The 20,239-nt window shown below is 72.7% G+C and carries 17 protein-coding genes, 4 tRNA genes and 1 other RNA gene; 11 read left to right on the top strand and 11 right to left on the bottom strand.

The window, feature by feature from the left end:
- Positions 1 to 140: 140 nt before the first annotated feature.
- From purL to purS, 3 genes are read right to left on the bottom strand one after another with little or no spacing between them, the layout of a single operon-like run.
- A complete protein-coding gene (purL, locus tag ACZ6JS_RS12780; RefSeq protein ID WP_469297623.1) occupies positions 141 to 2,414 on the bottom strand; it encodes a phosphoribosylformylglycinamidine synthase subunit PurL in 2,274 nt (757 codons plus the stop codon).
- Entirely contained in the window at positions 2,411 to 3,091 is a 681-nt protein-coding gene (purQ, locus tag ACZ6JS_RS12775) for a phosphoribosylformylglycinamidine synthase subunit PurQ (RefSeq protein WP_053629033.1), read from the bottom strand. The genes purL and purQ overlap by 4 nt, the downstream gene beginning before the upstream one ends.
- 2 nt (positions 3,092 to 3,093) lie before the next feature.
- A complete protein-coding gene (gene purS, locus ACZ6JS_RS12770) occupies positions 3,094 to 3,345 on the bottom strand; it encodes a phosphoribosylformylglycinamidine synthase subunit PurS (RefSeq protein ID WP_008740952.1) in 252 nt (83 codons plus the stop codon).
- 322 nt (positions 3,346 to 3,667) lie between these two features.
- Here purS and ACZ6JS_RS12765 point away from each other — a divergent pair, with 322 nt between their 5' ends.
- From ACZ6JS_RS12765 to ACZ6JS_RS12730, 8 genes are all read left to right on the top strand, one after another.
- Complete coding sequence (locus tag ACZ6JS_RS12765; RefSeq protein ID WP_469297622.1) at positions 3,668 to 3,985, top strand: histone-like nucleoid-structuring protein Lsr2; 318 nt, start codon at positions 3,668 to 3,670, stop codon at positions 3,983 to 3,985.
- 88 nt (positions 3,986 to 4,073) lie between these two features.
- Positions 4,074 to 4,145, top strand: a tRNA-Gly gene (locus ACZ6JS_RS12760).
- Positions 4,146 to 4,217: 72 nt separating this feature from the next.
- Positions 4,218 to 4,290, top strand: a tRNA-Gly gene (locus ACZ6JS_RS12755).
- Between the two features lie 145 nt (positions 4,291 to 4,435).
- Positions 4,436 to 5,383, top strand: coding sequence for an ABC transporter ATP-binding protein (locus ACZ6JS_RS12750; protein ID WP_469297621.1), 948 nt, complete (start codon positions 4,436 to 4,438; stop codon positions 5,381 to 5,383).
- On the top strand, positions 5,380 to 6,144 hold the full coding sequence (locus tag ACZ6JS_RS12745) for an ABC transporter permease (protein ID WP_469297620.1): 765 nt from the start codon (positions 5,380 to 5,382) through the stop codon (positions 6,142 to 6,144). The genes ACZ6JS_RS12750 and ACZ6JS_RS12745 overlap by 4 nt, the downstream gene beginning before the upstream one ends.
- A 22-nt stretch (positions 6,145 to 6,166) precedes the next feature.
- Positions 6,167 to 7,402: a sensor histidine kinase gene (locus ACZ6JS_RS12740; protein WP_469297619.1), complete on the top strand. Its 1,236-nt coding sequence runs from the start codon at positions 6,167 to 6,169 to the stop codon at positions 7,400 to 7,402.
- On the top strand, positions 7,399 to 8,010 hold the full coding sequence (locus tag ACZ6JS_RS12735) for a response regulator (RefSeq protein ID WP_469297618.1): 612 nt from the start codon (positions 7,399 to 7,401) through the stop codon (positions 8,008 to 8,010). Before ACZ6JS_RS12740 ends, ACZ6JS_RS12735 begins: the two co-directional genes overlap by 4 nt.
- A gap of 22 nt (positions 8,011 to 8,032) precedes the next feature.
- Positions 8,033 to 8,105, top strand: a tRNA-Gly gene (locus ACZ6JS_RS12730).
- Between the two features lie 46 nt (positions 8,106 to 8,151).
- Here the strand turns inward: ACZ6JS_RS12730 and ACZ6JS_RS12725 are convergent.
- From ACZ6JS_RS12725 to ffs, 6 genes are all read right to left on the bottom strand, one after another.
- Entirely contained in the window at positions 8,152 to 9,057 is a 906-nt protein-coding gene (locus ACZ6JS_RS12725) for a phosphoribosylaminoimidazolesuccinocarboxamide synthase (RefSeq protein ID WP_469297617.1), read from the bottom strand.
- A gap of 96 nt (positions 9,058 to 9,153) precedes the next feature.
- The gene (locus ACZ6JS_RS12720) at positions 9,154 to 10,641 is read right to left on the bottom strand and encodes a N,N-dimethylformamidase beta subunit family domain-containing protein (protein ID WP_469297616.1); all 1,488 of its coding nucleotides are present in this window, start codon (positions 10,639 to 10,641) and stop codon (positions 9,154 to 9,156) included.
- A gap of 240 nt (positions 10,642 to 10,881) precedes the next feature.
- Positions 10,882 to 12,693 (bottom strand): M48 family metalloprotease, encoded by a 1,812-nt coding sequence (locus ACZ6JS_RS12715; RefSeq protein ID WP_469297615.1) that lies wholly within the window; start codon positions 12,691 to 12,693, stop codon positions 10,882 to 10,884.
- 286 nt (positions 12,694 to 12,979) lie between these two features.
- Positions 12,980 to 14,233: a phosphoribosylamine--glycine ligase gene (gene purD / locus ACZ6JS_RS12710; RefSeq protein WP_469297614.1), complete on the bottom strand. Its 1,254-nt coding sequence runs from the start codon at positions 14,231 to 14,233 to the stop codon at positions 12,980 to 12,982.
- Positions 14,234 to 14,293: 60 nt separating this feature from the next.
- Positions 14,294 to 16,504 (bottom strand): DNA polymerase III subunit gamma and tau, encoded by a 2,211-nt coding sequence (locus ACZ6JS_RS12705; RefSeq protein ID WP_469297613.1) that lies wholly within the window; start codon positions 16,502 to 16,504, stop codon positions 14,294 to 14,296.
- A gap of 63 nt (positions 16,505 to 16,567) precedes the next feature.
- Positions 16,568 to 16,666: signal recognition particle sRNA small type (ffs, locus tag ACZ6JS_RS12700), an RNA gene on the bottom strand.
- Between the two features lie 129 nt (positions 16,667 to 16,795).
- Here ffs and ACZ6JS_RS12695 point away from each other — a divergent pair.
- Positions 16,796 to 16,880: transfer RNA gene (locus ACZ6JS_RS12695), tRNA-Ser, on the top strand.
- A 366-nt stretch (positions 16,881 to 17,246) separates the two neighbouring features.
- On the opposite strand, the gene ACZ6JS_RS12690 is transcribed toward ACZ6JS_RS12695, so the two are convergent.
- Entirely contained in the window at positions 17,247 to 18,059 is an 813-nt protein-coding gene (locus ACZ6JS_RS12690) for a VOC family protein (protein WP_469297612.1), read from the bottom strand.
- Between the two features lie 100 nt (positions 18,060 to 18,159).
- On the opposite strand from ACZ6JS_RS12690, the gene ACZ6JS_RS12685 reads away from it, so the two are divergent.
- Positions 18,160 to 18,762, top strand: coding sequence for an HhH-GPD-type base excision DNA repair protein (locus ACZ6JS_RS12685; protein ID WP_469297611.1), 603 nt, complete (start codon positions 18,160 to 18,162; stop codon positions 18,760 to 18,762).
- A gap of 121 nt (positions 18,763 to 18,883) precedes the next feature.
- Positions 18,884 to 19,357, top strand: a complete 474-nt coding sequence (locus ACZ6JS_RS12680) for a cupin domain-containing protein (protein ID WP_469297610.1) — start codon at positions 18,884 to 18,886, stop codon at positions 19,355 to 19,357.
- Here the strand turns inward: ACZ6JS_RS12680 and opcA are convergent.
- Positions 19,306 to 20,238, bottom strand: coding sequence for a glucose-6-phosphate dehydrogenase assembly protein OpcA (gene opcA / locus ACZ6JS_RS12675; RefSeq protein ID WP_469297609.1), 933 nt, complete (start codon positions 20,236 to 20,238; stop codon positions 19,306 to 19,308). The two genes, ACZ6JS_RS12680 and opcA, sit on opposite strands and share 52 nt — an antisense overlap.
- Position 20,239 lies beyond the last annotated feature (1 nt).

Here is a 20,239-nt window from a genome sequence, read left to right as displayed (position 1 = left end):
GCGGGTACGGCGCTCGTGCCACGGAATCGCTACGGCCGCTTGGCGGTGACGGGGCCGGGCCCCGCACGGAAGTTCCGTGCGGGGCCCGGCAGTGTTCTCGCTGCTCTCGCCGCGGGCGTTCTCGGCGTTCTCGCCGTCGATCAGGCCAGCAGGGCCGGGATCGTCGCCTCGTGGGCCTCGCGGAGCTCGGCCAGGGGCAGGCTGAACTCGCCCTGGATCTCGATCTCGTCGCCGTCCACCACACCGATGCGGGCGACCGGCAGGCCGCGCGCACCGCACATGTCGGTGAAACGGAGCTCCTCGCTGCGCGGGACCGCCACGATGGCGCGGCCCGCGGACTCGGAGAAGAGGAACGTGAAGGCGTCCAGGCCCTCCGGGACCACGATCCGCGCGCCGTTGCCGCCCTTGAGGCAGGACTCGGTCAGCGCCTGGATGACACCGCCGTCGGACAGGTCGTGCGCGGCGTCGATCATGCCGTCGCGCGAGGCGGAGATCAGGATCTCGGCCAGCAGCTTCTCGCGGCCCAGGTCCACCTTCGGCGGCAGGCCGCCGAGGTGGTCGTGGACGACCTGGGACCAGGCCGAGCCGCCGAACTCGGCGGCGGTGTCGCCGAGCAGGTACAGCAGCTGGCCGGCCTCCGCGAACGCCATCGGCGTACGGCGGTTGACGTCGTCGATCACGCCGAGCACGGCCACGACCGGGGTCGGGTGGATCGCGACGTCGCCCGTCTGGTTGTAGAGCGAGACGTTGCCGCCCGTCACCGGGGTGCCCAGCTCCAGGCAGCCGTCCGCGAGACCGCGGGTGGCCTCGGCGAACTGCCACATGACGCCCGGGTCCTCGGGGGAGCCGAAGTTCAGGCAGTCGGAGATGGCGAGGGGCTTGGCTCCGGTGGCGGCGACGTTGCGGTACGCCTCGGCCAGGGCCAGCTGCGCGCCCGTGTACGGGTCGAGCTTGGCGTAGCGGCCGTTGCCGTCGGTGGCCATGGCCACGCCGAGGTTGGACTCCTCGTCGATGCGGACCATGCCCGCGTCCTCGGGCTGCGACAGCACGGTGTTGCCCTGCACGAAGCGGTCGTACTGGTCGGTGACCCAGGACTTCGAGGCCTGGTTCGGGGAGGAGACCAGGGCCAGGACCTGCGCGCGCAGCTCCTCGGAGGTCTGCGGGCGGGGCAGCTTGCCCGCGTCGTCCGCCTGCAGCGCGTCCTGCCACTCGGGGCGGGCGTAGGGGCGGTTGTAGACCGGACCCTCGTGGGCGACGGTGCCCGGGGGCACGTCCACGATCTGCTCGCCGTGCCAGAAGATCTCCAGGCGCTCGCCGTCGGTCACCTCACCGATGACGGTGGCGATGACGTCCCACTTCTCGCAGATCTCCATGAAGCGCTCGACGTGCTGCGGCTCGACGATCGCGCACATGCGCTCCTGCGACTCGCTCATGAGGATCTCCTCGGGCGAGAGCGTCGCGTCGCGCAGCGGCACGGTGTCGAGCTCCACGCGCATGCCGCCGGAGCCGGCGGAGGCCAGCTCGGAGGTGGCGCAGGACAGGCCGGCGCCGCCGAGGTCCTGGATGCCCGCGACGAGCTTCTCCTTGAAGATCTCCAGGGTGCACTCGATGAGGAGCTTCTCCTGGAAGGGGTCGCCGACCTGGACGGCGGGGCGCTTCTTGGGCTTGCCCGTGCCATCGGCACTGTCAGACGCAGCGTCGAAGGTCTCGGACGCGAGGACCGAGACGCCGCCGATGCCGTCGCCGCCGGTGCGGGCGCCGTAGAGGATGACCTTGTTGCCGGGGCCGGAGGCCTGCGCGAGGTGGATGTCCTCGTGCTTCATGACGCCGATGCAGCCGGCGTTGACCAGCGGGTTGCCCTGGTAGCAGGCGTCGAAGACGACCTCGCCGCCGATGTTGGGCAGGCCCAGGCAGTTGCCGTAGCCGCCGATGCCCGCGACGACGCCCGGCAGGACGCGCTTGGTGTCGGGGTGGTCGGCCGCGCCGAAGCGCAGCGGGTCGACGACGGCGACCGGGCGGGCGCCCATGGCGAGGATGTCGCGGACGATGCCGCCGATGCCGGTGGCCGCGCCCTGGTAGGGCTCGATGTAGCTCGGGTGGTTGTGCGACTCGACCTTGAAGGTGACCGCGTAGCCCTGGCCGACGTCGACGACGCCGGCGTTCTCGCCGATACCGACGAGCATGGCGTCGTTCTGGGGGGCCTTCTCGCCGAACTGCTTCAGGTGGACCTTGCTGCTCTTGTAGGAGCAGTGCTCGGACCACATGACCGAGTACATGGCGAGCTCGGCGCCGGTCGGGCGGCGGCCGAGGATCTCCCGGATCCGGGCGTACTCGTCCTCCTTGAGGCCGAGCTCCTTCCAGGGCTGGGAGGCGTCCGGGGTTTCGGTGGCGTTCTTGACGGTGTCGAGGCTCATGCGCTGACCAGCTTCTTCAGGACCGACGTGAAGAACGGGAGGCCGTCGGTGCCGCCGGTTCCGATCAGCGGCTCGACCGCGTGCTCGGGGTGCGGCATGAGGCCGACGACGTTGCCCTGGGCGTTGGTGATGCCCGCGATGTCGCGGAGCGACCCGTTCGGGTTCACGTCCAGGTACCGGAAGGCCACTCGGCCCTCGGCCTCCAGTTCGTCGAGCGTGCGCTCGTCGGCGACGTACCGGCCGTCCATGTTCTTGAGCGGTACGGAGATCTCCTGGCCGGCGGTGTAGTCACCGGTCCACGCGGTCTCCGCGTTCTCCACCTGCAGCTTCTGGTCGCGGCAGATGAAGTGCAGGTGGTTGTTGCGGAGCATCGCCCCCGGCAGCAGGTGGGCCTCGGTGAGGACCTGGAAGCCGTTGCAGATGCCGAGGACGGGCATGCCGCCCCTGGCCTGCTCGATGATGGTCTCCATCACCGGCGAGAAACGGGAGATGGCCCCGGCGCGCAGGTAGTCCCCGTAGGAGAAGCCGCCCGCGAGGACGACCGCGTCGACCTGGTGCAGGTCCTTGTCGCGGTGCCAGAGCGAGACCGGCTCGGCCCCGGCGAGGCGGACGGCGCGCAGCGAGTCACGGTCGTCGAGCGTTCCGGGGAACGTGACGACACCGATGCGAGTGGTCACCGTCAGGCCTCGACCTTCACGGTGAAGTCTTCGATGACGGTGTTGGCGAGGAACGTTTCGGCCATCTTGTGGATGCGGTCGAGGGCGGCCTGGTCGACCGGTCCCTCCACTTCCAGTTCGAAGCGCTTCCCCTGACGGACGTCGGCGATGCCCTCGAAGCCCAGGCGCGGCAGTGCACGCTGCACCGCCTGGCCCTGGGGGTCGAGGATCTCCGGCTTGAGCATGACGTCGACTACGACGCGTGCCACTGGCACTCCCGATGAGGTGGTTGGTGCAAGGCGGTTCCATCAGCGTACCCGGCCGAAATTTCTACGCGGGTAGATATCCCGGCGGTCCTGATCACCGCACCGTTTCGGCTTCACCAACGCTTCGCAAAATCCCCAGGAAAACCACGTACCCGGCATTGCGGCGGGACACGCGGGGAGAATTAACTGAGCTTCGCAATGCAATGGGAATCGAGGTACAAAGGAATCAACCGGGATTCCGGTCGAAAGTTGCATTGCCCCAAAACATCCGAACAGGCGACATCGCCGCACGTCATGCAGGTGGCGGCGTCGCACGAAGGGACCGATATCCGTGGCGCAGCGCGTAGTGGTGACGCTCTCCGACGACATCGACGGCGGAGAAGCGGCGGAAACGGTCATGTTCGCCCTGGACGGTAAGTCGTACGAGATCGACCTCAATGCGGCCAACGCAAACAAACTCCGGAAGGGCCTCGCGCCCTTCGTGGCCGCCGGCCGCCGCCGGTCGCACTCGGGGAAGACCTACAAGCACACCTCGGTCGCCCCGGACCCGGCGGTGGTCCGCGCGTGGGCCCGGTCCAACCAGCACGACGTCCCGCCGCGGGGCCGCATCCCGAAGAAGATCTACGAGGCCTACAACGCAGCCCACTGAGGGCCGATTTGCCAAGGCCCCCCACCCGTCCGCTAGTGTGTGGATCACGCCGAGGGGCCAGACCGCAGGTCAGAGCCTCCGAGGTCGTGCGGGTGTAGTTCAGTAGCAGAACATCCCTCTTCCAGAGGGAAGGCGCAGTGTGCGATCCCTGTCACCCGCTCTGCATGACTTTCCGACCACTCCGGTGGATCGGGTAGAGTGATGCACGTACTGCCCCGGCAGTGCACTGCTTGCGGACGTAGCTCAGTTGGTAGAGCACCACCTTGCCAAGGTGGATGTCGCGCGTTCGAGTCGCGTCGTCCGCTCTGTGAGCAGAAGGCCCCGATCATTGCGATCGGGGCCTTCTGCGTATTCCCCCCGCCCCGGGTCACGGGACTGTCTGACAAATGTCATCGCGGGCTGTGACAGCGCGCACTGCCGACCCGCTCCGGCCGCCGCGACGCTTGAGCCATGACTGACACCGTGATCGAAGCCCGGGACCTGCGCCGCGGCTACACCGGAGGATTCGAGGCCGTACGCGGCATCTCCTTCTCCGTTGCGCGGGGCGAGATCTTCGCCCTGCTCGGCACCAACGGGGCGGGCAAGACCTCCACCGTCGAGCTGCTGGAGGGACTGGACGCCCCGAGCGGCGGGCAGGTCCGCGTCTTCGGCCTCGACCCCCTCACCCGGCGGGCCGAGGTCCGGCCGCGGACCGGTGTCATGCTCCAGGAGGGCGGCTTCCCCTCGGACCTGTCCGTCACCGAGACCGTGCGGATGTGGGGCGGGGTCACCACCGGCGCCCGCCCGGCGGCCGAGGTGCTGGAGCTGGTCGGCCTGGCCGCACGGTCCTCCGTACGCGTGAAACAGCTGTCCGGCGGCGAGCGGCGGCGCCTGGACCTGGCGCTGGCCCTGCTCGGCCGGCCCGAGGTGCTCTTCCTCGACGAGCCCACCACCGGCATGGACCCCGAAGGGCGCCGGGACACCTGGGCCCTGGTGCGCGAACTGCGGGAGCAGGGAACCACGGTGCTGCTGACCACGCACTACCTGGAAGAGGCCGAGGAGCTCGCCGACCGGCTCGCGATCCTCCACGAGGGCGAGCTGGTGCTGTGCGGCACTCCGGCCGAGGTGACCGCCACCCGGCCGGCCCGCATCCGCTTCACCCTGCCCGCCGGGGTGCCCGCGGCCCGGCTCCCGCTGGCACTGCGGGCCGCCGCCTTCGGGCAGCGCGTGGAGATCCGTACCGAACGCCTCCAGGAGGACCTGACCGAACTGCTCGGCTGGGCCCGCGTGACTGGCGTGGAGCTGGCCGGGCTCGACGCCAGGTCCGCCTCCCTGGAGGAGGCCTTCCTGGAGATCGCCCGGAACCGGCGGAGCGCCGGCGACAGCACCGACGACCACACGATGGCGGGGACCCGATGAACACGCTCACCCTGAACGCCGGCCGGATCACCGCGCTCGGCCGCTTCGAGGTCACCCTTTTGGTGCGCAACCGCGCCACGCTCGGCGTGGCCCTCATGATGCCGCTGCTGATGGTGTTCGTCCTGCGTTCCTCCCTCAGCGGCGTCGAAGGCGCCGCGGCCGTCGGCGAGGCCACCCTGACCGGCGGGATCGGCATGGTGCTGCTCCTCGTCGTCCATATGAACCTGGTCTCCGCCTACGTCGCCCGGCGCGAGGAGCTCGTCCTCAAGCGGCTGCGCACCGGCGAGGCCCGGGACCTGGAGATCCTGGCCGGAACCGCCCTGCCCGCCGCCTGCCTGGCCCTCGGCCAGATCGCCGTCCTCGCGGTCGCCGGGGCGCTCGCCCTGGACGTGCGCATGCCGCGGAACCCGCTGCTGCTCGCGGCGGCCGTCCTCGCCGGCCTCCTCCTGCTCGCCGCGCTGTCCGCGGTGACCAGCTCCTTCACCCGCACCGTGGAAACCGCGGGCCTCACCACGCTGCCGCTGTTCCTGGCGACCGTGCTCGGCTCGGGGCTGTTCGCGCCGACGGACTCGCTGCCCGACCTGGCGGCCTCGCTCTGCGAACTGCTTCCGCTGAGCGGCGTGATGACCCTCGTACGGGCCGGCTGGAGCGGCGGGGCCGGGGGCGGGGACCTGTTGGGGGCCGGGCTGGGCGCGCTGGCCTGGATCGTGATCAGCGTGTTTGCTGTCCAGCGGTGGTTCCGCTGGGAACCGCGGCGCTAGGAAGAGTCGGGGGACGGGGACCGTGTCGAAACTGACCGGGTGGTGGAAGAACCGCAGCACCGCGGGGAAGGTCGAGCTGTACACGCGGGGGTCGTTCTACCTCTTCGTGTTCCTGGAGATCCTCTCCTTCGGGCTGACCCCGCTGGCCGCGGCCGCCGAGCGGACCTCCTTCCTCGTGCCCCTCTCGCTCTTCCTGATGATGTGCGCGCACGCCGTGCTGTGCGGGGTCCTCACCTCCCGGGCCCTGCACTGGGTGGTGGGGCGGCGCGAACGCCCCACGCGACTGGCGGTGGCCACCGCCCTGGTGACGGCGGGATGCATCCTGACCGTCCTCGCCCTGCGGACCACGGGGGAGTCCGAGGCGACGGTGGCACCGACCATGGTGGCGGGACTGGCCTGGTTCACCTCCGGATCGCTCGTCCTGTGCCTGAAGGCGGTACGGCGGATGTGGTACGTCGCGGCGGGGGCCGCCGCCGCCACGGGGCTGGCCGCCCTGGGCCTCGGGATGCCGGTGGGCAAGGCCCTCGGGTACGCCGTCGGCGTGCTGCTGGGAGGCCTGTTCTTCGGCGCCACCTCCGGCTTCTCGGGCTGGCTGCTGAGGACCGTCTACGAGCTGGACCACTCCCGCGAGGTCCAGGCGCGGCTGGCGGTGGCCGAGGAGCGGCTGCGCTTCGGCCGCGACCTGCACGACGTCATGGGTCGCAACCTGGCCGTGATCGCCCTCAAGAGCGAGCTGGCCGTCCAGCTGGCCCGGCGCGAACGCCCCGAGGCGGTGGAGCAGATGACCGAGGTCCAGCGGATCGCCCGGGAGTCCCAACGCGAGGTGCGGGACGTGGTCCGCGGCTACCGGGAGGCGGATCTCGCGGTCGAACTGGAAGGCGCGCGGGGGGTGCTGAGCGCCGCCGGAATGGACTGCCGGGTCGACTTCCGGCCGGACCGGGAACTGCCCTCCGAAGTCCAGTCGGCGCTCGGCTGGGTGGTCCGCGAGGCCACGACGAACGTGCTGCGGCACGGGGACGCGCAGCGCTGCCGGATCCGGCTGACGGCTCCGGGGAGCGGCCCCGTGACGCTCGTGGTGGAGAACGACGGCGCCCCGGAGGCACCTGCGGGGCCGCCCGGCTCGGGACTGGCCGGGCTGCGGGAACGGCTCGCCGTGCTGGAAGGGACGCTGGAGGCGGGGCCGGTCGGCGACGGCCGGTTCCGGCTGCGGGCTGAGATACCGGGCCGACGGCTCGATGGACTGGAGGTGCGGGCATGAGCCCCGTACGCGTACTGCTCGCCGACGACGAGCACTTGATCCGCGGGGCTCTGGCCGCGCTGCTGGCGCTGGAGGACGACCTGCTGGTCGTCGCGGAGGCGGCGTCCGGCCCCGAGGCACTGGCGATGGCGCGGGCGCACCGGCCGGACGTGGCGGTGCTGGACCTGCAGATGCCGGGGGCGGACGGTGTGAGTGTCGCCACATCCCTGCGGGCCGAACTCCCCGACTGTCGGACGATGATCGTGACCAGTCACGGGCGTCCCGGACACCTGAAGCGGGCCCTGGCGGCGGGGGTGCGGGCCTTCGCCCCGAAGACGGTCTCGGCGCAGCGGCTGGCCGAGCTGATCCGGACCGTGCACGCCGGAGGCCGTTATGTCGACCCGGAGTTGGCGGCCGACGCGATCAGCGCCGGGGACTCCCCGCTGACCGCTCGGGAGGCCGAAGTGCTGGAGCTGGCGGGGGACGGAGCGCCGATCGCGGAGATCGCGGAGCGGGCCTCGCTCTCGCAGGGGACCGTGCGCAACTACCTGTCCTCGGCGGCCAACAAGCTGGGTGCCGAGAACCGGCACACGGCAGTGCGTCTCGCGAGGGAGCGAGGTTGGGTATAGTAGGTCTCGCCTTACGGCGCTTGCGGACATAGCTCAGTTGGTAGAGCACCACCTTGCCAAGGTGGATGTCGCGCGTTCGAGTCGCGTTGTCCGCTCTGCAAGGAAGAAGCCCCGGTCCTCGGACCGGGGCTTCTTCGTTTCCTAGGACCAGTCCAGGCCGGTCAGGCGCTCGTACGCCTCGATGTACTTCGCGCGGGTCTGCGCGACGACCTGCGTCGGGAGGGCCGGAGGCGGCAGTTCGCCCTTCGGGTCCCAGCCGGAGGCCGCGGAGGTCAGCCAGTCGCGGACGTACTGCTTGTCGAAGGAGGGCTGCGAACGGCCCGGCTCCCACTGGTCGGCCGGCCAGAAGCGGGAGGAGTCCGGGGTCAGTACCTCGTCCGCGGCGACCAGGGTGTGGTCCTTCGGGTCGAAGCCGAACTCGAACTTGGTGTCGGCCAGGATGATCCCGCGCTCGCGGGCGATGTCCCGGGCGCGGCTGTACACGGCGAGGGTGGTCTGGCGCAGCAGCGCGGCCGTCTCGGCGCCGGTGGTGCGCGCGACCTCCTCGTAGGAGACGTTCTCGTCGTGCTCGCCGACCTCGGCCTTGGCGGCCGGGGTGAAGATCGGGCCGGGCAGCTCGGAGCCGTCCACGAGGCCCTCGGGCAGGCCCAGTCCGCAGACCGTGCGGGTCTGCTTGTACTCGGCGAGGCCCGAGCCGGTGAGGTAGCCGCGGGCGACGCACTCCACCGGGACCATGTCGAGGTTCTTGCAGATCAGCGTGCGACCGGACCAGTCGGCGGGGGCGCCGGCGGGCAGGTCGGTGGAGATGACGTGGTTCGGGACGAGGTCCGCGAGCTGGTCGAACCACCACAGGGAGAGCTGGGTCAGGACGCGCCCCTTGTCCGGGATCTCCGTGGGCAGCACCCAGTCGAAGGCGGAGATGCGGTCGCTGGCGACCATGACGAGGCGGCCGTCCTCGTCCTGGTAGAGGTCGCGCACCTTGCCGGTGTGGAGGTGGACGAGGCCCGGAACCTGAACCGGCTCGGGCTTTTCGACGAATCCGGACACGGGGTCTCCCTGTGGTTCTGTATGAAGCGCACTCCGATTCTCGCGCACCGGCCCGCCCTCCCGGGGACAGGGGTGGGCCGGCCGTGCGCGTCCGTGTCAGTCGTGCTTGCAGATCCGGTCGAGGAGGTTGGCCGTGGCCCGCTGCACGCGCTCGTCGACGTGGCCGGGGCGGTCGAGGGCCGGGGACCAGGCGAACGTGCCGGAGGCGAAGACCAGCGCCCCGCTCGGCGCCCTGTAGAGCGAGGTCTCCTGGTGGCGGCGCTGCCCCTCGCTGTCGAGGTACGGGGAGTGCGCGAGCAGGATCCGGTCCTGGTGCTCGGGGAGCTGGGTGCGCGGGAAGTACCGGTCGGCCTCGCCGGCGACCAGGCCGGGCAGTTCGTCGTTCTCGCCGGCGCCGGTGGAGCCCCACAGCCAGTGCGTGGCGTTGCGGACGATCATCGGCGCGGGCTCGGGGACCCGGCCCGCGTACTGGATGCCGAGCAGTTGCTGCTCCGGGCGGTCGACCTCGCGCCAGAGGCTGGGGCGGCCCGGTCCGCGGCGTTTTCGGCAGGTGAGCAGCCGGTCGGCGACCCCGGAGGGGGAGGGGCCGAGCTCGACCTGCCAGTACATGGTGTTGGCGGAGAGGAAGACGAGCGAGGTCCCGTGGTTGCGTGCCCGCTCGACGGTGCGGCGCATCGGCGCCGACCAGTACTCGTCGTGGCCGGGGAAGACCAGGCCGCGGTAGCGGGCGGGGTCGACGCGGCCGGCATGCAGGTCCCGGGTGTCGGCGTAGGCGATGTCGTAGCCGTAGCGCTCGGCCCAGCGGATGAAGTCGTAGGCGTGGCCGACGTGGAGGGGCAGGCCGGCGCCCGCGTAGGGCCGGTCGAAGGAGACGGTGACGGCCGCGTCCTGCTCGCCGAGGAGCCGGCCCGCCTCGTCCCAGGCGTGGTAGAGGCTGGCGCCCGTCCGGCCGTCCTCCGGGTAGAGGTTGTAGGCCTGCCAGGTGATGTCGGGGAGCAGGAGCAGCAGGTCGGCGGGGTGGTCGTCGCGGACCGTGAAGGGGATGTGGGAGCGGTAGCCGTCGACGGTGGTGAGGACGGCGACGTACGCGCCGACGCTCCAGTAGGACGGGACCTGGAGGCGCCAGGAGAGCCACCAGTGGTGGCAGGAGACGGTGCGGTCGGCGGCGAGGGGGGCCGGCTGGACGATGCCGGAGAGGCGGGGGCTGGTGGTGATCTTCGAGGCGCCGTCGCCGCCGTAGTGGCCGATCCGGTAGACGTCCACGGAGAACTGCTGGGGCGGGTCGACGGTGATGTGGAAGTCGATGGCCTCGCCCGGGGCGACGGCGCCGGTGGAGGCGAAGCCCTTGATCTGGCGGTGCACGTCGTCGGCCGTGCGGGGGCCGCCGTTGCCGCGGGCCCGGGGGATCTGGCCGGTGCCGGCGGCCGCGGCGGCCGGGTCCACGTACCAGGGGACGACCTGGCCGGTGTCGTCGAAGTAGAGCTCGCTGCCCCGGAACCAGGGCAGGGGGCCCTGCCCGAAGGGGTCGTTCACCGCGTGCGCGAGCGCGCCCGACTCCCAACGCCGGATCTGGTCCGTGCCCATGACCGCTCCCCTCCCTCGCTCCCCCGGCCGGCATGCATCGCCTCGGTGCGCGGCGCCCCTTGCGCCGGTTCGGCGCTTCCAGGGCATCCGCCTCGGGAGCATCCAGCCGCGACCGGTCCCAGCACATCACATAACGCACGCAGTCCGTCACCGTTCGTCGCGAATTGACGAGACCGGAACATTGGCGTCCGCTTGCGTGTGCGATCCGTCGCCCGTCCGGGGACCGGACGCAGGTGTGTCTCAGACGAGACGGACGGGCTTCTCCGTGCGGACGCCGAGGGCCGACAGCCAGTCCCGCAGAGGCTCCGGGTCGCCGTCCTCGACCAGGCAGAGCACGCGGGGGGCCAGATCGGCCCGGCGGTCGCCGCCGACCAGCAGGACCGGTCCGTCGAGCCAGTCCATCCCGGGCGCGGCCCCGGCCGAGTCCACCGCCGCGCAGCACACCATCGCCGTCACGTGGTCGGCCAGCAGGTCCCGGCCGCTGCGCGGCGGCTGGAGCGGGAACAGCGGTACGGCGTCCGCGCCGCGTGCCTTCCCGGCCCCCCCGGCCGTACCCGCGGCCCGCTCCTCACGGGCCAGATCGGCGCTGAGCCGGCCGGCCAGGGCCTCGCCGAGCGCTCCCTCACCCGCGGCACCGGTGAGACAGCCCAGCACCCGCTCCAATGTGGGCCCGACGAAGCCGTCCGCGGCGGGGAGCGCCGCGTCGGCGGCTGCGATCGTCGCGGACCCCGCCGCACCGGAGGGCCCGGACGGGGCAGGTGAGGCGGAGGCGCCGGCAGCGGTGGCAGCGGGAGCCACCGAGGCGGCGGGGGCGGCAGAACCGGCCCCGGCAGGGCCCACCGAGTCGGCGGACGCGGCGGGTCCGGCCGCCCCGGCGGGCAGTCCCGCGGGACCCGCGAGCGCGTCGAGGGCCGCGTGCAGGCGGGCGGCCTCCGCCCGCCACTTGCGGTCCACGACCTCTTCCGGATATGCCGCCCACTCCACCGGCGACCAGTCGGGCCCGGACTCGGCCGGACCTCCGTGGAACAGCCGCGCGGCCAGCAGCGAGGTCGCCTCGTCGATCACGCCGGGCTGCTCCAGCAGATCACAGGCGGGCCGCTCGCCGAGCCGCGAGGTGAAGCCCTCGGCCAGCCGGTCCCGCCGCGACAGCTCGGTCAGCGCCGAGACCACCCCGGCGTCCAGGTGCGCGGGCCAGCGGCCCATCCGCCAGGCGGGCAGGGCCACCCGGGTCAGCAGCCGGTCCCAGCCCGCATAGGCGAGGCCGACCTGCTCCTGGGCGACGATGCGCAGCCCGTAGTCCACACCCTGTGCACGGTCCGACGCGGCGGCGGCCACCCCCCGCTCCATCTCGGCGGCGTCCGTCCGGCACAGCCTCAGCAGCAGCCGGGCCGGCGCCGCGATCCAGCCGAGGCCTCGGCGGCCACCCACGTCCACGGCCGCGTCCAGGCCCCGTACGAAGCCTCGCGCGTCGGCTATGTCCGGGTGGGCGGAAGGGCCCGTACCGGCGACGACCGGCGCCAGCACCGCCCGCAGTTCCGCGACCCGCATCCACCACAGGAACGGCGAGCCGATCACCAGCACCGGGGCCGCACCGGGCGCGGACTGGGGGCCGCCGGCTATGCCGCCCCGGCGGTGGGCCGCATGGGCGCGGTCCTCCAGCCAGCTGTCGCAGTCCGGCGTCAGGGCTATCGCGGAGGGCGGCGGCACGTCCATCCGGTCGGCCAGGTCCCGCACCAGCCGGTAGAGGTCGGGGGCGGCCGCCTCCGGCAGCGGCACCGTCGGCGTCACCGCCGGCCTCGACCGCAGCACCACCGCGGCGAAGATCCCGCCGAGGAGCAGCACCAGCGCCGCGACCGCGCAGACCACGAGCGTCACCGTGCCCCAGGGCTCCCCGGCCAGCCGGCCCGTCGCCCGGGCGGCCACCAGCACCACCGCGAGGGCGGCGGGCAGCAGCGCGACGGCCAGGGCCCGGCTGCGCACGCGCAGGACGGCCAAGGCGCGGGACCGCGCGGACGGAACGCCCGCTTCCATGATCGAACCGATTCCGGACACGGCCGGTCTCACCCCCTCTGCCCTGCGGCTGCGTTGCTCACTCCCCCACTGTGACACCCGCCACTGACATCGCAAGGTCGGTGGGCCAAGTGCCGGAATGCTTGCGCCGCACCCTAGTTGGGGCGCGCCCGGTCGTCAGGCAGACGAGGTGACGATCACCCGATGGAATGGCTTTGGGTAAAGCTGGGTGCGTTCGAACGAGGCCGGATGCAGTCGCACGCGGACACGCCCGCGGGCCCGGGCGCAGGACCTGCGCACCGGGCCCGCGGCCCTGCGGAGCCGCTGGTCAGCCGAGGCCGGCCGCCTTGGCGGCGATGTCCGTACGGTGCTGCGAGCCGTCCAGCCGGATGCGCGCCACCGCCGTATACGCCCTCTCACGGGCCTGCGCCAGATCGGAACCGGTCGCCGTCACCGACAGCACGCGACCACCCGCGCTGACGACGGCGTCGCCCTCGCGCCGGGTCCCGGCGTGCAGCACGTAGGCATGGGGCTCGTCCTCGGCGGCCACCTCGAGCAGGCCCTCGATCCGGTCACCGGTGCGGGGGGTCTCGGGGTAGTTGTGCGAGGCGATGACCACCGTGACCGCCGCGTCCTCGCGCCACACGAGCGGGGGCAGGGTGTCCAGGGTCCCGTTCGCGGCGTTCAGCAGGACGCCCGCGAGCGGGGTGCGCAGCCGGGCTAGGACCACCTGGGTCTCGGGGTCGCCGAACCGGGCGTTGAACTCGATGACCCGGGTACCGCGACCGGTGATCGCGAGGCCGGCGTAGAGCAGCCCCGAGAAGGGGGTGCCGCGGCGGCGCAGCTCGTCGACGGTCGGCTGGAGGACCAGTTCCATGACCTCGTCGACCAGCTTCGGGTCGGCCCAGGGCAGCGGGGAGTAGGCGCCCATGCCGCCGGTGTTGGGGCCCCGGTCGCCGTCCAGGGCGCGCTTGAAGTCCTGCGCGGGCTGGAGCGGGACCACGGTCACGCCGTCGGTGATGGCGAAGAGGGAGACCTCCGGGCCGTCGAGGTACTCCTCGATGACCACGCGGTCGCAGGCGAGCGCGTGCGCGCGGGCGGCGGCCAGGTCGTCGGTGACCACCACGCCCTTGCCGGCCGCGAGACCGTCGTCCTTGACGACGTACGGGGCGCCGAAGGCGTCGAGGGCCGCGTCCACCTCTTCGGGGGTGGTGCAGACGTAGCTGCGGGCGGTCGGGACCCCGGCCGCGGCCATCACGTCCTTCGCGAAGGCCTTGGAGCCTTCGAGCTGCGCCGCCTCGGCGGACGGCCCGAAGACGGGGATCCCGGCGGCGCGCACGGCGTCGGCGACGCCGGCGACCAGCGGGGCCTCCGGGCCGACGACGACCAGGTCGGCGGCCAGATCGGTGGCGAGAGTGGCGACGGCGTCGCCGTCGAGGGCGTCGACCGGGCGCAGCGTGGCCACGTCGGCGATCCCGGCGTTGCCGGGCGCGCAGTACAGGGCGGAGACGGCGGGGTCGAGGGACAGAGAGCGGCACAGGGCGTGTTCGCGGGCGCCGCCGCCGATGACGAGGACCTTCACGCTGCTCAGCCTAGCCCGGACGGCGGCGCCGGCTTCGTGCGGCCACCCAACTGGGACGGCCTACTCGTTTGTGTATTCCTCCACAACGGTGGCTCCGAGCTCGCGCACGATCAGGTCGTGTCCGGTCAGCGCGCTCTCGACGAGGTCGGGGTCGTCGTCCTCCGCGAAGTCGTCCTCGGGCGCGACCGGCGGGGGCGCCTGCTGTACGGGAGGCTGCGGCGCGGAGACCGACTGCTGGGGCTGCTGGGGTTGCTGGGACGGCTGCTGCGTCGGAGCCGTCGAGACCTGGGGGGCAGGGGCATGCTGCTGCGGAGGGGGCGGAGGGCTGGGGGCCGGGGCGGGCGCGTACGGCGCGCCGTACGACGAACCGGGGGCGGACGCCGGCGCCGGGCCCCCGCCGCCCACGACGGCGTCGATCTTCCAGTTGACCTGGAACTGCTCGGCCAGGACCGCCTTGAGCACGTCCTCGCTGCCGCTGCTGGCGAAGTTGTCGCGGGCTCCGGCGTTGGGGAAGCCCAGCTGGAGGGTCGTCCCGTCGAAGCCGGTGACCTGGGCGTTCTGGCTGAGCAGGATCCAGGTGAAGCGACGGCGGTTCTTGACGGCCTCCAAGACGCCCGGCCACATCGCCTGGACCTGTCCGGCGCCGGCGGCCATGCCGGGAGAGGGTGCGGGCGCGGCGGCCGCGGCCGCCGGGGCTGCGGGCGCCGGGGTGGCCGGAACGTGCGCGGGTGCCGACGCGCCCTGGCCGGGAGCGGCCGCGCTGGGCCAGGCACCGGGGGCGGGGCCGGCGGCGGGCCGGGCGGCCGGGGCACCGCTGCCGGGCTGCGCGGCCCCGGGCCACGCACCCGGCGCGGACCGGACGGGCGCGGCCTGCACGGGTGCGACGGCAGGCGCGGCTTCCGGCTGCACGGGCGCGGGGGCCTGTGCGGGAGGGGTGACCGGCGCGGGGGCCTGTACGGGGGCGGTGACCGGCGCGACGGGAGCCGGAGCCGGCGTGCGGGCGGCGGCCCGCGCGGCGGCGGGGCCCCCGGCCGGGCCGGCGGGAGCCATGGCGTGCGCCTCGGGCCCGGGCACGTAGCCCATGGCGGGCGGCCCTGCGGCGAAGGCGGCGGCCCCGCTGCGCTCCAGGCGGTCCAGCCGGGCCTGGAAGGACCTCTCGTCGTCGAAGGCGGCGGGGAGCAGCACGCGGGCGCAGATCAGCTCCAGCTGGAGCCGCGGCGAGGTCGCCCCCCGCATCTCGGTGAGGCCCGCGTTGACCAGGTCGGCGGCGCGCGAGAGCTCGGCGGCACCGAACACCGACGCCTGGGCCTGCATCCGCTCCACGACATCGGCGGGGGCGTCGATCAGCCCCTTCTCCCCGGCGTCGGGCACGGCGGCGAGGATGACCAGGTCGCGCAGCCGTTCCAGCAGGTCGGCGACGAACCGGCGCGGGTCGTTCCCGCCCTCGACGACCCGGTCGACGACCTCGAAGGCGGCTGCGCCGTCCCCGGACGCGAAGGCGTCGACGACGGAGTCCAGGAGCGAGCCCTCGGTGTAGCCGAGGAGCGAAGTGGCCATGGCATACGTCACACCCTCCTCGCCTGCGCCGGCGAGGAGCTGGTCCATGACGGACATCGAGTCACGCACGGAGCCGGCTCCGGCACGCACGACGAGCGGCAGCACGCCGTCCTCCACCTGGGCGCCCTCGCGTCCGCAGACCTCGCCCAGGTAGTCCCGCAGGGTGCCCGGCGGAACCAGACGGAAGGGGTAGTGGTGCGTCCGGGACCGGATGGTCCCGATGACCTTCTCCGGCTCGGTGGTGGCGAAGATGAACTTGAGGTGCTCCGGCGGCTCCTCGACCACCTTCAGCAGGGCGTTGAAGCCCGCCGAGGTGACCATGTGGGCCTCGTCGATGATGTAGATCTTGTAGCGGCTGGACGCGGGGCCGAAGAAGGCCTTCTCGCGCAGGTCGCGGGCGTCGTCCACACCGCCGTGCGAGGCGGCGTCGATCTCGATGACGTCGATGGAGCCCGGCCCGTTCCTGGCGAGGTCGCGGCAGGACTGGCACTCCCCGCAGGGCGTCGGAGTGGGACCCTGCTCACAGTTCAGGCACCGGGCGAGGATGCGCGCGCTGGTGGTCTTTCCACACCCGCGCGGCCCGCTGAACAGGTACGCGTGATTGACCCGGTTGTTCCGCAAGGCCTGCATCAGGGGTGCAGTGACATGCTCCTGACCGATGACCTCGGCGAACGACTCGGGGCGGTAGCGGCGGTACAGCGCAAGGGACGACACGTCTACGAGGTTATCCGGGCCCACCGACAACAGCGGCCCTCCGGCACCACGACGGCCCCCGGAACGCAAAGCGCCCCCCACGCACCCGCCAGAGCCCACTTACCCTTGCTGCCTTCCGGCCCTGGGGGAGTTGGGTGAGATAGCGCCACGTGAGGGGCTGGCCCCACCCTAGCGGATCCGCACCCCCGGAATCGACCCCGCCCCCACCTGCACCCCCGAACCGCCCTCGCGGGATCCCCTGCGAACGATCACGTTCGCGAGCACCCCTCCGCGTCTTGTATTGTTTGCGGCGGAGGATTCGCCTAGAGGCCTAGGGCGCACGCTTGGAAAGCGTGTTGGGGGCAACCCCTCACGAGTTCGAATCTCGTATCCTCCGCACCGGCCCATCAGGGCAGACGAAGGACCCGACCGCTCAGCGGTCGGGTCCTTCGTCGTTCGGCCCGGCAAGGCGGCGTCCCCCATCGAAGGCGGAGCGCAGGCGGTCCAGCCGGCAAGCGGTCCGCTACCTCTCGTCGGCGAGGGCGAGGGCTCGAAACTCGCCCCCGGGCTCGGGTTCGGTCCCGGAGGCCCAGCGGTATCCGAGCACACCGCGTCGTCGGTCACCGGCACGTACCGGGAGAGGCGGATCGGAAGGCGGAGCGGAGCGGCATACCGGGAAGCGCATCGGAAGCGCGGTGTGCCGGGCCCACGGCGTCACGGCCCGGAACGGCCCGGCACGGCCCGGCACGGCCCGTGGGCGGGGTCAGACGAAGTCCGGCATCTCGCCGACCGTCGTCGACATGTCGATCACCGCGAAGGCCGCGCCCTGCGGGTCGGAGACCGCCGCGAACCGGCCGAAGGGGCTGTCCATCGGGCCGAAGTGCAGCTTCCCGCCGTGCTTCTGGGTCTTCGACACCGCCTCGTCGCAGTCCGGGACCCCGAAGTAGACCTGGATGTACGGCGGCACCTCCGGCGGGAAGTCGTCGTCCATCTTCATCCGGCCGAGCACCGGCCGCCGCGGCTCGCCGGCGCTGAAGACCTTGAAGTCCATGTCGGCCGGCTCGGGGTCGTCCCCCGGGTCCATCCGCTCGGCGCTGTACGGGAAGACCTTCGTCAGGAAGGCGTCCGGCTTGGCCGGCTCCCGGGTGAAGACCTCCGCCCAGGCGTAGGAGCCCGCCTCGCCCATCTTCTCGAAGCCCTTGTGCTCGCCCGGCTGCCAGACGCCGAAGACGGCGCCGCTCGGCTCCTTCGCGATGAGCATCGTGCCGAAGGGTCCGACCTGCATCGGGCCCATCAGGACCTCGCCGCCGTGCTCGGTCACCTTCCCGGCCGTGGCGGCAGCGTCGGGGGAGGCGAGGTACAGACACCACTGCGAGGGGGCGTCGATCCCGGGCATCGGCGGTACGACGGCCGCGACGGCCTTGCCGTCCGAGTAGGCCTGCGTGTAGTTGCCGAACTCGGTGCTGGACTCGCCGAAGGTCCAGCCCAGCACGTCGCCGTAGAAGGTCTTGGCGCCCTCCACGTCCCTGAACATCGCGTCCACCCAGCACGGCGCGCCTTCGGGGAACTCAAGCATGATCGATCGACTCCTCGGCTCGTTCCTCGCTGTCGTACTCACGCTAGGCGCGCGGTGTGGTGACCGCGCGGGGAGCGCGCCCGCGCGGGACGCTGGAGCCATGGACAAGGACATCACCATCCGGCTGGCACAGCAGCCCGACGCCGACGCGCTGCTCGCACGGAGCCCGCTCGCCGCGCTCGTGGGAATGCTGCTGGACCAGCAGGTGCCGATGGAGTGGGCGTTCTCGGGGCCGTGGACGATCGCCCGGCGGCTGGGCTCCGACGACCTGGACGCGCACGTCATCGCCTCGTACGACCCGGAGGCCTTCGCGGCCCTGCTCTCGGAGAAGCCCGCCGTGCACCGGTACCCGGGGTCGATGGCGACGAGGATCCAGCAGCTGTGCGCGTTCCTGGTGGAGCACTACGGCGGGAACGCCGAGGCCGTCTGGGCCGACGCCCCGACGGGGCAGGAACTGCTGGGGCGCCTCAAGGCGCTGCCCGGTTTCGGGGAGCAGAAGGCCCAGATCTTCCTCGCCCTGCTGGGCAAGCGCTTCGGGGTGCGGCCGACGGGCTGGCGGGAGGCCGCGGGCGGCTACGGCCAGGCGAACGTCTACCGTTCGGCGGCCGACATCACCGGGCCGGAGTCCCTGGCCAGGGTGCGGGCGCACAAGCAGGAGATGAAGGCCGCCGCCAAGGCCGCGAAGGCCGCGGGCGGCTCCTGACCCGTTTCGGCCGTCGCCGCTCCGTCCCTGGTCAGGCCGGGGGAGCCGACGCGGATCGACCGGCCGTACGCGGTCCTGGTTGCCCCCTGCCGCCGGTCGGTCAGGACCGTAGATTGAACCCATGACAGAGATCGCGGTCCGCGCCGCCACCGCCGAGGCCGTCCAGGACGCCCCCGGCAGCCTCATCACCCTGCTGACCGACACCGCCGAGCTCACCTGCAACACCGCCACCTTCGAGGAGGGCGCGGCGGGCGCCCCGGTGCACTTCCACACCAAGGCCACCGAGTTCTTCCATGTCACCGCAGGACGCCTCGACGTCCTCGTCGGCGACGAGATCCAGACCCTGGGCACCGGCGACTTCCTCGCGATCCCGCCGGGCGTGAAGCACGCCTTCGCCCCCGCCGCCGGCCACACGGCGAGCGTCTTCGTCGGCTTCACCCCCGGCATGGGCCGCTTCGACTACTACCGGCTCCTCGGCCGGGTCAACGCGGGCGAGGCCACCGTGCAGGACATCAAGGACAGCTCGGCGACCTACGACAACCACTACGCCGAGAGCCCCGCCTGGAGCGGCCGCCGCCGCAGCGCGGAGCCGTAGACCACGTCCGCGTCCAGGCGGCGCAGTTCCTCCGCGATCAGTTCGGCGCCGCTGCGGATCTTCAGGGCGACCCTGCGGTCGGGGCTCCCCGGCAGGGTCAGGGTGGCCAGCGCGCCCGCGGGCCGGTCCACCCGGACGTCCCCGCCCGCGGTGCGCAGCACCACCCCCGTGATGACCGGGCCGCCCGTCGCGACCCGGTCCACCGGGACCCGGAGGCGGTCCTCCAGCCAGCGCGCCAGCAGCTCGGCGCTCGCGTTGTCGGGCTCGCTCTCCACGGCCGCACCGCTCACTGTCAGCGGCTTCTGGTCCAGCGCCGCGGCCAGCAGGGCCCGCCACGGCGTGAGCCGGGTCCAGGCCAGGTCGGTGTCGCCGGGCTGGTAGCCGGCGGCCCGCTGGTCGAGGACTCCCACCGGGTCGACGGCGGCGGCCGCGTCCGTGATCCGGCGCTGCGCGAGCGCGCCCAGCGGGTCGCCCGCCAGGTCGCCGGGGGCGTCGGCAGGCCACCACGCCACCACCGGCGCGTCCGGCACCAGGAGCGGCAGGACGACCGACCCGGCCTGCTCGGTCAGCGCCCCGTGCAGGCGCAGCAGCACGAGCTCCCCGGCCCCGGCGTCCGACCCGACCCGCAGCTCGGCGTCCACCCGGCTCGCGCGGAGCTTGTGCGGGCCGCGCGAGACCCGCTTGATGACCACGATGATGCGGCACGGGTGCTCGCGCGAGGCCTCGGAGGCCGCGCGCACGGCGTCGTAGGCGTTCTCCTCGTCGGTGACGACGACGAGCGTCAGAACCAGCCCCATGGTGGGGCTGCCTATCGCCCGTCGTGCTGCGAGCAGGGCCCGGTTGACCTTGCTGGACGTGGTGTCGGTGAGTTCGGTCCGCATG

Source organism: Streptomyces sp. NPDC046349, from assembly GCF_055587885.1.
This window is presented reverse-complemented; position numbering and strand designations above follow the sequence as displayed.

Excerpts from the sequence above, each read along its gene's own strand:
- purL (WP_469297623.1), bottom strand. The coding sequence starts at position 2,414 with ATGAGCCTCGACACCGTCAAGAACGCCACCGAAACCCCGGACGCCTCC.
- ACZ6JS_RS12750 (WP_469297621.1), top strand. The coding sequence starts at position 4,436 with ATGACTGACACCGTGATCGAAGCCCGGGACCTGCGCCGCGGCTACACC.
- ACZ6JS_RS12745 (WP_469297620.1), top strand. The coding sequence starts at position 5,380 with ATGAACACGCTCACCCTGAACGCCGGCCGGATCACCGCGCTCGGCCGC.
- ACZ6JS_RS12735 (WP_469297618.1), top strand. The coding sequence starts at position 7,399 with ATGAGCCCCGTACGCGTACTGCTCGCCGACGACGAGCACTTGATCCGC.
- ACZ6JS_RS12720 (WP_469297616.1), bottom strand. The coding sequence starts at position 10,641 with ATGGGCACGGACCAGATCCGGCGTTGGGAGTCGGGCGCGCTCGCGCAC.
- ACZ6JS_RS12690 (WP_469297612.1), bottom strand. The coding sequence starts at position 18,059 with ATGCTTGAGTTCCCCGAAGGCGCGCCGTGCTGGGTGGACGCGATGTTC.
- ACZ6JS_RS12685 (WP_469297611.1), top strand. The coding sequence starts at position 18,160 with ATGGACAAGGACATCACCATCCGGCTGGCACAGCAGCCCGACGCCGAC.
- ACZ6JS_RS12680 (WP_469297610.1), top strand. The coding sequence starts at position 18,884 with ATGACAGAGATCGCGGTCCGCGCCGCCACCGCCGAGGCCGTCCAGGAC.
- opcA (WP_469297609.1), bottom strand. The coding sequence starts at position 20,238 with ATGCGGACCGAACTCACCGACACCACGTCCAGCAAGGTCAACCGGGCC.